Origin of the sequence: Noviherbaspirillum sp. (genome assembly GCF_035654295.1) — a bacterium.
Taxonomy (GTDB): Bacteria; Pseudomonadota; Gammaproteobacteria; order Burkholderiales; family Burkholderiaceae_D; genus Noviherbaspirillum.
Window position 1 is genome coordinate 25127 of sequence record NZ_DASRXF010000019.1, and the last position, 14981, is coordinate 40107.

Annotated in this window: 11 protein-coding genes; 5 read left to right on the plus strand and 6 right to left on the minus strand. The window is 65.3% G+C overall.

Going from position 1 to position 14981, the window contains the following annotated elements; translation table 11 throughout:
* The first annotated feature begins 2 nt into the window (after nt 1-2).
* A complete protein-coding gene (locus VFF99_RS01910) occupies nt 3-2648 on the plus strand; it encodes a cation-translocating P-type ATPase (RefSeq protein WP_325014466.1) in 2646 nt (881 codons plus the stop codon).
* Here VFF99_RS01910 and VFF99_RS01915 read toward each other — a convergent pair.
* The 5 genes from VFF99_RS01915 to VFF99_RS01935 all read right to left on the minus strand — a co-directional run bounded on the left by VFF99_RS01915 (nt 2645) and on the right by VFF99_RS01935 (nt 8429).
* Nucleotides 2645-3484: a 2OG-Fe(II) oxygenase gene (locus VFF99_RS01915; RefSeq protein ID WP_325014468.1), complete on the minus strand. Its 840-nt coding sequence runs from the start codon at nt 3482-3484 to the stop codon at nt 2645-2647. The genes VFF99_RS01910 and VFF99_RS01915 overlap by 4 nt on opposite strands.
* Nucleotides 3485-3562: 78 nt before the next feature.
* On the minus strand, nt 3563-4549 hold the full coding sequence (locus VFF99_RS01920; RefSeq protein WP_325014469.1) for an ROK family protein: 987 nt from the start codon (nt 4547-4549) through the stop codon (nt 3563-3565).
* A 13-nt stretch (nt 4550-4562) separates the two neighbouring features.
* A complete protein-coding gene (gene otsB / locus VFF99_RS01925) occupies nt 4563-5369 on the minus strand; it encodes a trehalose-phosphatase (protein ID WP_325014471.1) in 807 nt (268 codons plus the stop codon).
* Nucleotides 5370-5371: 2 nt separating this feature from the next.
* A complete protein-coding gene (locus VFF99_RS01930) occupies nt 5372-7624 on the minus strand; it encodes a trehalose-6-phosphate synthase (protein ID WP_325014474.1) in 2253 nt (750 codons plus the stop codon).
* Nucleotides 7625-7895: 271 nt separating this feature from the next.
* Nucleotides 7896-8429, minus strand: coding sequence for a hypothetical protein (locus VFF99_RS01935; protein ID WP_325014476.1), 534 nt, complete (start codon nt 8427-8429; stop codon nt 7896-7898).
* Nucleotides 8430-8508: 79 nt separating this feature from the next.
* On the opposite strand from VFF99_RS01935, the gene VFF99_RS01940 reads away from it, so the two are divergent.
* From VFF99_RS01940 to VFF99_RS01950, 3 genes are all read left to right on the plus strand, one after another.
* Entirely contained in the window at nt 8509-9303 is a 795-nt protein-coding gene (locus tag VFF99_RS01940) for a hypothetical protein (protein WP_325014478.1), read from the plus strand.
* Nucleotides 9304-9492: 189 nt separating this feature from the next.
* Nucleotides 9493-10941: an APC family permease gene (locus VFF99_RS01945; protein ID WP_325014480.1), complete on the plus strand. Its 1449-nt coding sequence runs from the start codon at nt 9493-9495 to the stop codon at nt 10939-10941.
* Complete coding sequence (locus VFF99_RS01950) at nt 10928-11527, plus strand: class I SAM-dependent methyltransferase (RefSeq protein ID WP_325014482.1); 600 nt, start codon at nt 10928-10930, stop codon at nt 11525-11527. The genes VFF99_RS01945 and VFF99_RS01950 overlap by 14 nt, the downstream gene beginning before the upstream one ends.
* A 150-nt stretch (nt 11528-11677) precedes the next feature.
* On the opposite strand, the gene VFF99_RS01955 is transcribed toward VFF99_RS01950, so the two are convergent.
* Nucleotides 11678-14356: a sensor domain-containing phosphodiesterase gene (locus VFF99_RS01955; protein WP_325014484.1), complete on the minus strand. Its 2679-nt coding sequence runs from the start codon at nt 14354-14356 to the stop codon at nt 11678-11680.
* A gap of 228 nt (nt 14357-14584) precedes the next feature.
* Here VFF99_RS01955 and VFF99_RS01960 point away from each other — a divergent pair.
* Nucleotides 14585-14981 (plus strand): DUF4478 family protein (locus VFF99_RS01960; protein ID WP_325014486.1); only part of this gene is annotated, 397 nt, incomplete at its 3' end.

The window sequence follows — 14981 nt, forward strand, 5'->3', positions numbered from 1 at the left end:
CCTTGGATTCCGACCAGCACTGGCACGTCCTGCGGGGGCACGACGTGTCCGGCAGGCTGGGCGTCGACGCCGCCACGGGCCTCACGCATGCGGAGGCCGGCGCACGGCTCGCACGCCATGGCGCCAACGCCATCCGCGAAAGTCCCCCGCGCCCGCTGTGGCGCATGTTCCTCGATCAGTTCCTGGATTTCATGATCCTGGTGCTGGTCGCGGCGGCCATCGTTTCCGGGATCGTCGGGGACATCGAGGACACCATCGCGATCGTGGTGATCGTGCTGCTCAATGCAGTGATCGGTTTCGTGCAGGAAGTGCGTGCGGAACGCGCCATGGCCGCACTGAAGAAGATGGCGGCGACCAGCGCCGTCGTGCTGCGCAATGGCGAACGGCATCTCGTACCCGCCGCTGAAATCGTTCCCGGCGATATTGTTTTCCTCGAAGCCGGCAATGTCGTACCCGCCGACCTGCGCCTGATCGAGGCGATCCAGTTGAAGGCCGACGAAGCGGTGCTGACCGGCGAAGCCGTCACGGTCGAGAAATCCACGGTTCCCCTGTCCCATGCCGAGCTGCCGCTCGGCGACCGGCGCAACATGGCGTTCAAGGGCACTACCGCGACCTACGGACGAGGCACCGGCATCGTCGTCGCCACCGGCATGGCCACCGAGCTCGGCAAGATCGCCGCCCTGCTCGACGCCGGCGAGGCGCTCAAGACGCCGCTGCAGAAAAGGCTCGCCGCATTCGGGCGGAGGCTCGGGATCGCAGTGCTGGCGATCTGCGCCATCATCTTTTCCGTCGGGTTGCTGCGCGGCGAAAACCTCGCGCTGATGTTCCTGACCGCGGTCAGCCTCGCCGTTGCCGCCATCCCGGAAGCCTTGCCGGCCATCGTCACTATTTCGCTGGCGCTGGGGGCGCGCAAGATGGTCAGGCAGCAGGCCCTGATCCGCCGCCTCCCCGCGGTGGAGACGCTGGGCTCGGTCACCTACATCTGCTCGGACAAGACGGGAACCTTGACCGAAAACCGTATGCGCGTGGCCTCGCTCATTGCCGGCGGAACGCTCTGTACGGACTGCACCGCGGCGCCGCATGGATCGCCTTGGACGGAATTCTTCACCGCACTGGCGCTGTCGAACGACGCCGCGCGCGACAGCGAAGGACGCATGACCGGCGATCCGACCGAAACCGCACTCTACGCTGCGGCCCAGTCTGCAGGTTTCGACAAGAGCGCCTTGCAGCAAGCCGCGCCGCGCGTGTTCGAGCTCCCGTTCGACTCGGACCGCAAGCGCATGACAACCTTCCACCGGGACGCTGCGGGCCTGATTGCCTATACCAAGGGTGCCCCGGAAAGCGTGCTGGCGCGCTGCGGCGAGGCGATGGGTGGCCCGCCCTTCGACCGCGAGCAGGTGGCGGCACAGGCCGAGCGCATGGCCGCAGAGGGATTGCGGGTGCTGGCCGTGGCCTGCCGCCGCTGGCAGGAGGTGCCGGCGCAGGCGCAGGCGCAGGTGGATACGGAGCACATCGAATCGGGACTTGCCTTCATCGGCCTGGTCGGGCTGATCGACCCTCCCCGTCCGGAAGCGCGGGAAGCGGTGAGGCTGTGCCGGTCGGCGGGCATCACGCCCGTCATGATCACCGGCGATCACGCCGCCACCGCCCGGGCGATAGCCATCCAGCTCGGCATCGCCGGCGACGATGCGGTCGTGCTCACGGGACAGGACTTGGCGGCCATGAGCGACGAGGCGTTCCGGCGGCAGGTGGCGTCGGTGCGCGTCTATGCCCGCGTCGATCCGGCGCAGAAAATCCGCATCGTCGAGGCCTTGCAGGCGCAGGGAGAGTTCGTGGCGATGACAGGCGACGGCGTCAATGACGCGCCGGCCCTCAAGCGCGCCGACATCGGCGTGGCGATGGGCAAGGGAGGCACGGATGTGGCGCGCGAAGCATCCAGCCTGGTCCTGCTCGACGACAACTTCGCGACCATCGTCGGCGCGGTGCGCGAGGGGCGGCGCATCTTCGACAATATCCGCAAGTTCATCCGCTATGCGATGACCGGGAATTCGGCGGAAATCCTGACGATCTTCCTTGCCCCCTTCCTCGGCATGCCGATCCCGCTGCTGCCCATCCATATCCTGTGGATCAACCTGCTGACGGATGGCCTGCCGGGACTGGCGCTGGCGGCCGAGCCGGCGGAAAAGGGCATCATGCAGCGCCCGCCGCGCCCGCCCGGGCAAAGCATCTTTGCGCTGGGCTTGTGGCAGCACATCCTGGCGATCGGGTTCGTGATGGCGGCGGTGTCGCTGTTTGCGCAGGCTTGGGCGATCCACGGCGGATCGGCGCATTGGCAGACGATGGTGTTCACCGTGCTGACCCTTTCCCAGATGGGCCATGTGCTGGCCATCCGCTCGGAACGGGACTCGCTGTTTGCCCAGGGCCTGCGCTCAAACCTGCCGCTGCTGGGCGCAGTCGCCCTCACCTTCCTGTTGCAGATGGCGACGGTCTATGTGCCCTTCCTCAACCCGGTGTTCAACACCGAGCCGCTGACGGCGGGCGAGCTGCTGTTCTGCCTGGCGCTATCGTCGGTGGTATTTGTCGCGGTCGAGATCGAAAAGGTGCTGGTGCGGCGGGGCCTGCTGTACGCGCCGCGCGCTGAAGCTTAGACGTAGGCCCGTTCGCGCAGCCACTTGGTGGCGATGTACTTCACGCCCTTCTCCACCGGTTCGCCGGCGTGCAGGGTTTTCGGATCGGGATTGCGGTAGGCATCGGTGTTGACGAAAAACACCGCGCAGCCCTTCTTCGGCTGCACGGTCAGCCCGATCTCCGGGAAGGAGGTGCCGCCGCCCGATTCCACATCGCTCAGGTACATCACGATGGTGCCCACGCGCTGTCCGCCGCGCTCCAGGTGCTTGCGGGGGCCGGGACGTGTGGCGTCGAACCAGTCGAAGTGCGGGCGGTATTCGTTTCCCTTTTCGTACTGCAGCATCTGCAAGCCCTCGCCGTTTTCCGCCGGCCAGCGGGTGACGGCGGCCAGGCGCGCTTCGATGCGCGTCACCAGCTCGGTCTCGCCGCGCTGGAGCATGGCGCCGCGGCTGGTGCGATGGGCGTGGAGTTCGGTCTTGCCGTCGGTGTCCGAGACCACCGGCGAGCGTTCCAGGCGTGTCTGGCCGTAGGCGATCAGCGCGTCGCATTCCTCATGGCTGAGCAGGTTGCCAAGCAGGACCACGCGCGGAGCGCGCAGCGAAAACAGGATTTCCACGTCGCGGTCGGGCGTGCGGAAGAAATTTGACGAAGTGTCCACCTCGGGCAGGGGCTGCGCCGACGGCGCGGCAGGGATGTGGCTGAAACCGGCCTGACGCGCCTCTTCGATCGCGGCGCGCGCCAGCGTGGCCTCGAATTTCCCGTCCCGCACCATGACCTGCGCCATTTCGGCCGGCGCGCAGCCGCGCGCGAGGTTTTCGGTGATCCAGGCTTGCCAGGCTTCTGGCAGGGTTGGCATGACAGTCTTGTACATGGATGTCAACGTAAGGGAAAACTCTATGATGCAGCCATCCGGCAAAGGTTCCTTGAGGCAAGATCAAGTGCTTGCAAGTTTTTCCCAGGGCCGCGTCTGCCGCCACGCAGGCACCCAGTCTCCGGGAATCGCCAGCGCCAGCGCGCCGACATCGGCCACCAGACGCCCGAGCGCCGCGGGCAAGATGCGAACGCCCGAAGTCAGGGCCGGGAAACGGCTGTCGATTTCCTTCTGCACCAGCGGAGCCAGCCAGTCGCCGTGATGCAGCCACACGCTGCCGCCGATGACGAAGACGCGCGTATCGAGCGTCGTCGCCACATTGTACAGCCCCCTGCCGAACCATTGCGCGGCCCGCTCCGCAACCGCCCGCGCCTGCGGATCGCCGGCCTTGGCATGGTTGAACAGTTCGCTCGCGGGCATGCCGGCACGGTTGCCGATGTTGCGCCCCGAGACCAGGGCCTCGAGGTCGCCCCGATTGCCGCAGCCGCATACCGCGTCGTCCGTCTCGCTCATCAGGAGGTGTCCGGCATGGCCAGCATTGCCGTTCTTGCCGCGCAGGATGCGCCCGTCCACGCACAGGCCGAATCCCACGCCGGTGCTCCAGGTCACGTAGGCACAGTCGGGTTCGTCGATCACCGCGCCGAAGCTGCGCTCGGCCACCAGGGCGGACACACAGTCGTTGTCGATGGCAACCTCGGCAAAACGCTCCCGCAGCACTTGTTCGATCGGGATCGAGGTCCAGTCGTTGGGGAGGTCGGAGCCTTGCGCGAGTCCGCCGCACAGGTTGGGACTGCACAGCGCCACTTGCCCGGCTTCGCGGATGAAGGGGCCGGCCGAGGCGACGCCCAGCGCGTGCACCGCCGAGGCAGGCACGCCGGCCTTGGCGCACACCGCGTCGATCAGCGCAAGGCCCTGCTCCGGGATGGAGCGCGGGGAGCCGCTCTTGATGCTCGGCTGCGAAATGCGCGCCAGCGGCCCTTCGCGCGAGGCGACCATTGCGGCCATCTTCGTGCCGCCGATGTCGAGTGCGGCAATGTATTCGGCATCCATCGTCTCTGCCCTTTCAAAGATGCAGCGCTGCGCCTTGCAACCAGTTGCGCGCGTTGCAGGCGCGCAGGCGGAGGATCAACTCGTCGAGCAGCGCTTCCATGTCTTGCGCATGCGGGATGAAGAAATCCGCCGCGCTGGTTTCGCTGTGCTCCACCCGCACCGACAGCAGATCGGGCCGCTTGATGCGGAAAACATCCTCGTCCGTCACGTCGTCGCCGGCGTAGACGGCGGCACCGGCGCCGGTGGATTCCACCAGGGCTTCCAGCGCGTTTCCCTTGTGCCACGCATCCACGCCGACCAGGCTCACGATGCATTTGCCGGCCACCAGCCGCGGCCTTGGTTCAAGGTTGGCGCATGCCGCATTCAGGAAGGCCTCGGCACGCTCGCGGTCGGGCGCGGCACGGTAATGCACGGACAGGGAATAACGCTTGTCCTCGATCACGATACCCTCGGTCTGCGCCGCATGTTCCTCCAGTATATGAGACAACTGGTCTTTCCACGCGGCGCAGTGGCGCACATGTTCGGCCGCGCGCACCTCCCAGCCCGGCACGCCCTCCATACCGTGGTTGCCGACCACGAAATCCGGCGCAATCCCGAGCAGGCCGCGAATATCGTCGAGCGCGCGGCCGGTGATGATGACGATGGGGGCAAGCAGGCGCAATTGCTCAAGCCGCTCCCGTACAGGATCCGGCATGCGCACCTGCTCCGGACGCGGCATGATCGGCGCGAGGGTGCCGTCGAAATCGAAGGCGCACAGCAGGCCGGGGCGTGCAATCGCGGCCAGCCGACGGCGCCCCTCCTCGGAAAACAGGGCCTGCATCCTCAGACCACCCGGCGCAGGGACTTGCGGCTGTGCGAACGGATGCGGGTCATGATGCGTTCGCGCTGGCGCAGGCGGGCGGCATCGAGCAGCATGCGTCCTGCCCAACGGTAGATGTTGAAGTCCTTCACCAGCGACCGCATGCTGCGCATCCGGTCGCGTTGTTCGACTTCAGGCATGGTGACGGCGCGGTACAGCGCCTCCGCGCTCTGCTCGATATGGTAGGGATTGACGACCAGCGCCTCGTGCAACTCGCGCGCCGCGCCGGTGAACTGGCTGAGCACCAGCACCCCGCGCTCGTCGTCGCGGGCGGCGATGTACTCCTTCGCCACCAGGTTCATGCCGTCGTGCAGGCTGGTCACCATGCAGACTTCCGCCGCGCGGAAATACCGGTTTACCTGCTCGGCATCATGGTGTTCCGCCTTCAGGATGATGGGCTGGTAGTTCCCGCTGCCGAAACGCGCATTGACCCGCTGCACCAGTGCCCTTACCCGCGCTTCGAAATTCTGGTATTCCTCCAGCGAAGACCGCGACGGCGCCGCGATCTGGATCATGGTGAACTTTCCAACCAGGTTCGGGTGCGCTTCCAGCATCCGCTCCACGGCCTGGAAGCGCTCCAGGATGCCCTTGGTGTAATCCAGGCGATCCACGCCGATGCCGAGCAGGTGGTCGGCCGGCAGGCCGTTTTCCTCGCGCACCGACAGCCGGCACTCCTCGATGCCGGGCACCCCGCGCTTCTGCTCCGGCCAGGCGATCGAGATCGGGTAATGCTCGACCTGGGTGAGCTTGCCGCCGTAGGAAATGGTCGACGATTCATGCTCGATGCGGGTTTCCAGGTAACGGTCCACCGTTTCCAGGAAGTTCTTGCAGTGGAAGGGCGTATGGAAGCCGAGGATGGTGCTTCCCAGCAGGCCTTCCAGGATTTCTTCCCGCCACGGGCAGATGCCGAAGGATTCCGGGTTCGGCCAGGGGATATGCCAGAAAGTGATGATGGTGGCCTTGGGCAGGACTTCGCGGACCATGCGCGGCAGCAAGGCGAAGTGGTAATCCTGCACAAGCACCACCGGGTCATCGGTGCGCGCTTCCTTGATCACGGCATCGGCGAAACGCTGGTTGACCGCAACGTACTGCTCCCAGTCGGAGGAGCGGAACACCGGCCGCACGTGCGCAATATGGCACAGCGGCCACAAACCTTCATTGGCAAAGCCGTAGTAATAGCCCTTTTCCTCTTCCTTGGAAAGCCAGACGCGCCGCAAGGTGTAGGCGGAATTGCCCGGCGGGACCGGCACGCGGTCGTTGCGGTCCACGCTTTCCTTGTCGGCGGTGCCGCTGCCATGCGCGATCCAGGTGCCCGAGCAGGCGCGCATGACCGGCTCGACCGCAGTGACGAGGCCGCTCGCCGGGCGCTGTACTTCGATTCCGTTGCGGGTGCGCATGTGCAGATAGGGCTCGCGGTTGGACACGACCAGCACTTCATCCCCCGCCAGCTCTTCATGCAGCAGCAGGCGCAGCTTCTCCGGTGTCCACAGGTGGGTGGAATCGTCGCGCGTGCGCCTCTCGATACTGAACTCGTGCAGCAAGGCGCGCAGGTCGCCTTCCAGCGGATGGACATCGGCCTGCGGCGACTGCTGCTGCGGCCGCGCACCGATCTCTCCGCGCAGCAGGCGTTTCATCGAAGAGATCCAGTCGCGCCAACTGAGATGCGCGATGAACACCGTGATGAGCGAGGTCACAAGCGCGATCGCGGCGAACAGACCGATCACATACTTACGCGTATCGGCGCTGCGACGCTCGATGAAGCTCATGTCGTGCACCAGCACCAGCTTGCCGAGGTACTGCGCATCGCGTTCCAGCGGGCTCTCGGACACATGCACCGATCCTTTCGGCATGGTCACGAGCGCATTGCGGGCGCCGTTCTGCTGCGCGGGGCGGCAGCCGAGGGTGGATGGATAGGTCGCGGTCTTGTAGAGCAGGTTCCCGGAAGGATCGCAAAAGCCGATCGCGTACAGGCGCTCGTCGCGCAGGGCGCGGTCGAACAGCTGGCCGATGCGCCGTTCTGCCCGCTGCGGCACATATTCCACGAGCGGGTCCTGCAAGGCATTGGCAAGCGAATGCGAACGCGCATCGAGGTCACGCATGAACCATCGCAAGGTGAGCGTATCCACCAGCGGGACGACCGCGTACGCGAGCAAGCCCAGCACGAGGGCAAGCGGCAGTACGAAACGCAAAGTCAGGCGGAAGGATTGAAATGGCATGGGAGGGATCCGGTGAATGTCGAAAGCAAACGGCAATCCACGCGGCAAACGCGGAACGTTCCGGCTGCACAAGACAGACCGCACTGGTGTTCTGGATCAGGAACCAGTGACAGCTGACAACGGCGTGGTAGTCCGGGCTTCGCGCGGGGCGGATCGCGCCCCGCCGGCGTTATACCGAAGTGGAGTTTCCGCTACGTAGACAAAAGATCATGAATAGCATCAATAGTTCCGGAATTTGACGCAGCACGGCAAAGCCACCGGCAGCGGGAACTCATCCCGCGGCGGAGGCAAGCCTTTCCGAATGCAAACGTTTTCCCAACGACTTGTAGCTGAGCCAGTCGCGCAGGCACCAGGCGAACGCCGCAAGCGAAAGCACGGACAGCAGCCAAGTCAGCAAGCCATGGTGGACGATGCGGAAACCGGTGGGCAGGCTGTGCCACTCCATGAGCACCGGCACGAGCAAGGCGTTGTAGGCGCCGAAGTTGACGAGCAGCACGACATGCATGCTGCGCTCTAACGCCGGCAGCGGGCGTGTGCGGTCTTCCAGCAGCGTATCGGTCAGGGAAATCGAGAACTCCGTCAACACGATCGCTACCAGCAGCCACACCAACAGCCCGCCCCATTCCAGCCAGGCAAGACCGCCGAAGATCAATGCGAACATCAGCTCGCGCGCGCCATGGAGAAACTGCTCGGGACGCGCCGACAGCCGCGATGGCAGGCGTTCCCGCAGTTCATGATTGATCAGCACATCGGCGCCGCCGAGGACGCCGTGAAATACGAGCAGGACAAGTACCGGCGTGAGCATGTGTGTTTGAGCCGACCGGCCCGGAATGGTTGCACGGCCGGCAACGCTGCCGGCGCGCCGGCCTTAGCGGCCGCTGCCTGTGCCCGTCATGCCGGAGGGGCCGCTGTCCGAGCTTGTGCCGGTCGGCCCGGGCAGGCTCGTGCCGCTGCCGGTCGATGTGCCGGAGCCGGTGGTTCCGGTGGTACCCGAAGCGCCGCTGGAGCCGCTGATGCCGCCCCGGCGCCGCCATTCCTCTTCCGTCATCGTTCCGCTGCCCACGCCGCTGGTGCCCGCGGCGCCGGTGCCGGTCGTCACGCCGGTGCCGCCGCTACCCATGCCGGTCCCGGTTGCGCCCCCGGTCGTTCCACCGGTTACACCGGTTGTTGCCCCGGGCGTGACGGTCGTGCCCGAAGTGCTGCCGCCGCCCGTTGCGCCGGACGGGCTGCTGCCCATGCCCGATGTTCCGGTCCTGCCGGCAGCCCCCGTCGATCCCATCGTGCCGGAGGTTCCCGATGCGTCGGTGGCTCCGGTGGCGCTAGTACCGCTCGTTCCGGCCGCACCAGTCGTACCAGTTGCCGCGCCCGATCCGGCACTGCTGCCGGAAGCGCCGGCCCCGGAGGTGCCGCTGCCTCCGCTGGTAACGCCGGGAGCGGTCCCGCTGCCCATCGTTCCGCTGCTCATGGTCCCGCCGCTCATCGTGCTGCCCGTGCCGCTCGATGTCCCGGTCGCGGCCGGGCTGTCCGAGCTCATGCTGCCGCCTTGCATCGTGCGCTCCGGCGTTGTCGACGAGGTGGAACTGCCTTGCGCGAGCGCCATGGCACTAGTCCCGAGCAGAGAAACGAAAATGGCGATGGGTAACTTCTTCATGCTGCCTCCAGATAACGTAACCATTTGATGCCTCAGCAAATGCAATAGGTAAGGTGTTAGACCCATGCCTGCCGTCAGGTTCGGCTTGCCGGGCAAATGGCGTGGAGGCGTGGAAATTATTGAGCAAAAGCGAACCGGTGCCGCGCGCGCGAAACTTTTTCCGGCCGCCGGTTTCGCACATCAACGCCCCAGCCCCTTGAACCCCGGACGAAGACCGATGATGCAGGAACGCCCTACTCCCGCCCCCGACGCGACTGGTCCGCACAGCGGCGCGCCCCAGCAAATCCTCGGAGTCCGGGAAGCGGTGGCGATCATCGTGGGCATCGTGGTCGGCGCCGGCATCTTCAAGGCGCCCGCGATGGTGGCCGCGATGTCCGGCAGTGCATCGTGGATGTTCGCCGCGTGGCTGCTTGGCGGCGTTATGTCGCTCATCGGCGCGCTGTGTTATGCGGAACTGGCCACCGCCTATTCCCATACCGGCGGCGACTACCATTTCCTGCGCCGTGCCTACGGCGGCTCGGTCGCCTTCCTGTTCGGTTGGGCGCGCTTTTCCGTCATCACGACCGGATCGATCGCGCTGCTGGCCTTTGTCTTCGGCGATTACATGCACCAGATCCTGCCCTTGCCGGGCATCGGCAAGACCGCGAGCCAGTCGGCCTACGCGGCGGGAGCCGTGGTGCTCCTGTCGTGGGTCAACCTGCGCAGCACGCGAACCGGCGCCTCGACACAGTCGTGGCTGACGGCGCTCGAAGTCCTCGGGCTGCTGCTCATCGTCGGCGCCGCACTCGTCACCCCCGGGCAGGCGGAACCGGTGGCGGCAAGCACGTCGTCCCCGGGCGCGGCGTCGCTGGGCATGGCGATGGTGTTCGTGCTGCTCACCTACGGCGGCTGGAATGAAGCGGCCTACATCAGCGCGGAGCTCAAGGGCGGCAGCCGCAACATGGTGAGGTCGCTGGTGTGGTCCATCCTCATCATCACCTTGCTCTACCTGCTGGTGACCTGGTCTTACTGGAAAGTGCTGGGCATGGAAGGCGTGGCCCGTTCGGAAGCAGTGGCGGCCGACATGCTGAAAGCGGCCTTCGGCGACACCGGCGCGCGCCTGATTTCCGCGATCGTGGCCATCTCGGCGCTGACCTCCATCAACGCGACGATGATCGTCGGCGCCCGCACCAATTATGCGATCGGTCGCGACTGGCCCATCCTCGCTCCGCTCGGCGCCTGGGACGGAAGGCGCGACACGCCCGCCAACGCGCTGCGCCTGCAATGCGCCGCCGCATTGCTGCTGGTTGCCGTGGGGACATGGACGGGCAGCGGTTTCAAGTCGATGGTCGAGTTTACGGCGCCGGTATTCTGGCTGTTCTTCTTCCTGTCCGGCCTGTCGCTGTTCGTGCTGCGCGCGCGCGAGCCGCAGACCGCGCGGCCGTTCAAGGTGCCGCTGTACCCGCTGCTCCCGGCCGTGTTCTGCGCGACCTGCGCCTATATGCTGTGGTCCAGCCTTTCCTACGTCTACAGCCAATCGCTCGGCGGCCTCAACGCCGCGTGGATCGGGGTCGTGGTCCTGGCCGCCGGTCTTGTCCTGTTGCTGCTGATGCGCGCCCGTCCCGACGGCCGTCGGCAGTCCGTCATTCGTTCCATTTCCGGAGGAGACGCCCATGAAACGCCCTGAACGCGCCGTACCACTGTCACGCCTGCTTGCTCCCGCCCTGAGCGTCCTGCTCCTGGCGGCCATGCTGGCACTCGCAGGCACGGCGTTCTCGCAGCAGCCCGCGCGCAAGCCGGATGTCCCGTATGTGCCCACGCCGCAGCCCGTGGTGGACAGGATGCTGGAAATCGCCAAGGTCACCAAGGACGATGTTGTCTACGACCTCGGCTGCGGCGACGGCCGCATTGTCATCACCGCCGCCAAGGAACGCGGCGCACGCGGCGTCGGCATCGACCTGAACCCGGAGCGTATCGCCGAGGCCAAGGCCAATGCGGAATCGGCGGGCGTCAACGGCAAGGTCAAGTTCATGGTCGGCGACCTCTTCACCGCCGATTTTTCCGAGGCCAGCGTGGTCACGCTCTACCTGCTGCCCGACGTCAACCGCGCGCTGCGCCCGCAGCTCTGGAAACAGTTGAAGATCGGCACCCGCGTGGTGTCGCACGATTTCGACATGGGCCCGGAATGGCCGCCGGAGAAAGTTGAGCGCATCGGCTCGAAGACGATTTACTACTGGACCATTACGTCGGCGCAGAAAAAGGCGATTGCCTGAAGCGGCGGGCGGCGAGTAATGCGCGGTGGGTTTCGCTGCGCTCTACCCACCCTACCGTCCTCTATAAAGAACCGTAGGGTGGGTAGAGCGAAGCGAAACCCACCAATGCACACAAAGAACCATTGCGTGCGCAAACCCCGCCACACCCGCCTAATGCACAGCCAAGGTTTTCCCATTCGCCAGCATCATCTGCAGTTCCTCCATCGGCACGGCGCGGCTGAACAGGTAGCCCTGCATTTCATCGCATCCGTTCTCGCGCAGGAAGGCGAGCTGCTCGATGCTCGACACGCCCTCTGCCACGACCGCCAGGCCGAGGCTGTGTCCGAGCGAGATGATGGCGCGGGCAATGATGGCGTCGTTCGGGTCCTTGCCGATGTCGCGCACGAAGGACTGGTCGATCTTCAGGCGATCGACGGGGAAGCGCTGCAGATAGCTGAGGCTCGAATAGCCGGTGCCGAAGTCGTCGATCGCGAGATGCACGCCCATGTCCTTCAGGTCGTGCAGGACCTTGATCACGTCTTCCGGGTTCTGCATGACCAGGCTCTCGGTCAGTTCCAGCTCCAGCAGGTTGGCATCCAGGCCGGAGGCGAGCAGGGCTTCGCGTACCAGCTTGACAATCGAACGCGGCTCGAACTGTCGCGCGGAAATGTTGACCGCCACCCGCATCGGCGGCAGTCCCGCTTCCTGCAGCGTCTTGTGGTGTGCACAGGCGGTATTGAGCACCCATTCCCCGATCGGCACGATGAGCCCCGTTTCCTCCGCCAGCGGGATGAAGGTCGCGGGTGAGATCAGGCCGCTGCCGTGGCCGGGATTCCAGCGGATCAGGGCTTCCGTGCCGGCGATGCGGCCGGTCCGCAGGTCGATCTTCGGCTGGTAATGCAGGGCGAACTCGCCCCCGGCCAGCGCCTGGCGCATCTTCGATTCCAGCGACAGCCGCTCCGTCACGCGCTGGTTCATGGACGGCGTGTAGAACTGGAAGTTGTTCCTGCCCCGCTCCTTGGCCCGGTACATCGCGACGTCGGCATTCTTGAGCAGGGTATCGGCATCCCGCCCATCCTTCGGATAGAAGCTCAGGCCGATGCTGCAACTGACGAAGAATTTGTGGCCGTCGATCTGGAAAGGCCGGTCGATCGTCTTGAGGATGCGGTCCAGCAGGCCGGCGATGGCGGCCTCGTCCTTTTGACCCGTCAGGACGAAAGCGAATTCGTCGCCGCCGTAGCGGGCGATCGTGTCCTGCCCGCGCAGGCAGGCAACCAGGCGCTGCGCTACCTGCTTGAGCAGCTCGTCGCCGACATTGTGGCCGAGGCTGTCATTGATGAACTTGAAGTTGTCGAGATCCATGAATCCCACGGCCACCGAAGTTTCCATGAGCTGCGCGGTGGCGATGCCCTCGCGGATGCGCTCCTTGAGCACGCTGCGGCTGGCCAGCTCGGTCAGCGCGTCAACGCTGGCCTGCCGCTCCAGCTCGCGCTCGTAATGCTTGATCTCGGTGATGTCGTTCAGCACACCGACGAAGTGGGTGGCGACGCCGTCTGCCCCGCGCACCGGCGCAATGTGGACGTCATTCCAGAACAGGGCGCCATCCTTGCGGTAATTGCGCAGCAGGGCCGAGGCTTCTTCCCGCCGGGCGATGGCGGCCCGCAGTGCGGCGACCCCAGGCTGCTCGGTATCGTCGCGTTGCAGGAAGCGGCAGTTGCGGCCGACGGCTTCGTCCACCGGATAGCCGGTGATGCGCTCGAAGGCGGGATTGGCATATTCGATGTCGCCTTCCAGGTCGGTGATGATGATGGCGTTCACGCTGGCCTGGATGGCGCGGTTGCGCAGGCGCAGCGTTTCCTCGGCGATGCGGCGCTCGGTGATATCCATCCCCATACCGGCCACACAGAGCCGGCCGTCGAGTTCGATGCGTACTCCGTTGAAGTAATACGGTATGCAGCGGCCGTCCCGGGTCCTCAGGTCAGCTTCCACCACGGCGCTCCCGCTCCTCAACGCCTCGCCGATGCGTTCGGCCACCATCGCCTTGTCCTCGGCTCTGGCGAAGAAATCGAGTGGATGGGCGCTGATCATTTCCTCCCGGGAGTAACCGGTGACGGTCTCGAAGTTGCGGTTCCAGCGGACGAAGCGGCCTTCATGGTCGAATACGTAGACGATGCCGGGCAGGCTGTCGATGATGTCCTGCGACAGTTGCGCTTCCTGCACACGCCGGTCGTAGGCTTCCCTGAGGCTGGCGTTGACGCGTTGCAGTTCCGCTGTCCTTTCGGCGACCCGCTGCTCCAGGAACCCGTGGGCGGTACGCAGCTTCGCGGCCGCCTTTTCCCGTTCGGCAACCATCTCCGACAGCGAGTCGAGGTGCTGGCGCAACTCCAACTGGGCGACCACCTGCTGGCTCAGCACGCGCAGGGCGACGGTCTGAGTCTCGGACAGCACGCGCGGTACCCTGTCGAGCACGGCCAGGCTGCCGAGCGCGACGCCGTTGACGGTCACCAGCGGCGCGCCGGCATAGAAGCGGATATGCGGCGGGCCGGTGACCAGGGGGTTATCCGCGAATTCGGGATCGGCCAGCGCATCGTGCACGACGAACACCTTTTCCTGGCCTATCGTGTGACGGCAGAATGCAATGTCCCTTGGCGTCTCGCTCACGTCCAGACCGATTCGCGACTTGAACCATTGCCGCTTTTCGTCGAGCAGCGAAATGATGGCCATCGGCGTCTCGCAGATGCGCGCGATCAGCTCCACGATCTCGTCGAAGCGGGATTCCGCCGCCGTGTCCATGATCTGGTAACGCGCCAGCGTCTCCAGCCGCAAACCTTCGGCAGGGAAGCCGTTCAAGCTCATTTCCTGCATGCGCCGTTCCGCCTTGATCAAAACCGTTCGACGCAAGCCTGTTGCAAACGTTCGCCCTGCCCGCCAGCCTGCTCCCGCTCATTGCATGCGCCTTCCAACAGGCAACCGGTTCATTGATCCTGGTATACGCGGCAGGCATTTATGCGTGTAAGCTGTCTTGGAAAACATGCCCGCACGGCATCCAAATTCCTGCAACTCGAGAAAATGCAACTCATGAAACCCGAAGTCGTCGATTCCCAGATTTCCCCGGAAGGCCGCCTCGATATCCTCTCCAAATCGGAGGTCGCGAAACTGCTGGACACCAGCCAGGGCGGACTGTACTCGATCTTCCGGAACTGTTCCCTCGCTGTCCTGAACTGCGGCAACGCCCTCGACGACGGCAAGGAACTGCTGGAGCGCTACAAAGCCTTCGAAATCAGCATCATCCAGCGCGAACGCGGCATCAAGCTCGATATCAAGAGCGCGCCCGCCAATGCCTTCGTCGACGGCAAGATGATCAAGGGGATCCACGAGCACCTGTTCGCCGTGCTGCGCGACGTGATCTATGTCAACGACGAGATCAACGGCAATCCGAAATTCGACCTCACCACGGCGGAAGGCGTGACGGACT

Coding starts and splice junctions, on each gene's coding strand:
- VFF99_RS01930 (WP_325014474.1), bottom strand. CDS start 7,624: ATGCCATTTCAATCCTTCCGCCTGACTTTGCGTTTCGTACTGCCGCTT.
- VFF99_RS01950 (WP_325014482.1), top strand. CDS start 10,928: ATGAAACGCCCTGAACGCGCCGTACCACTGTCACGCCTGCTTGCTCCC.
- VFF99_RS01945 (WP_325014480.1), top strand. CDS start 9,493: ATGATGCAGGAACGCCCTACTCCCGCCCCCGACGCGACTGGTCCGCAC.
- VFF99_RS01935 (WP_325014476.1), bottom strand. CDS start 8,429: ATGCTCACGCCGGTACTTGTCCTGCTCGTATTTCACGGCGTCCTCGGC.
- otsB (WP_325014471.1), bottom strand. CDS start 5,369: ATGCAGGCCCTGTTTTCCGAGGAGGGGCGCCGTCGGCTGGCCGCGATT.
- VFF99_RS01915 (WP_325014468.1), bottom strand. CDS start 3,484: ATGCCAACCCTGCCAGAAGCCTGGCAAGCCTGGATCACCGAAAACCTC.
- VFF99_RS01920 (WP_325014469.1), bottom strand. CDS start 4,549: ATGGATGCCGAATACATTGCCGCACTCGACATCGGCGGCACGAAGATG.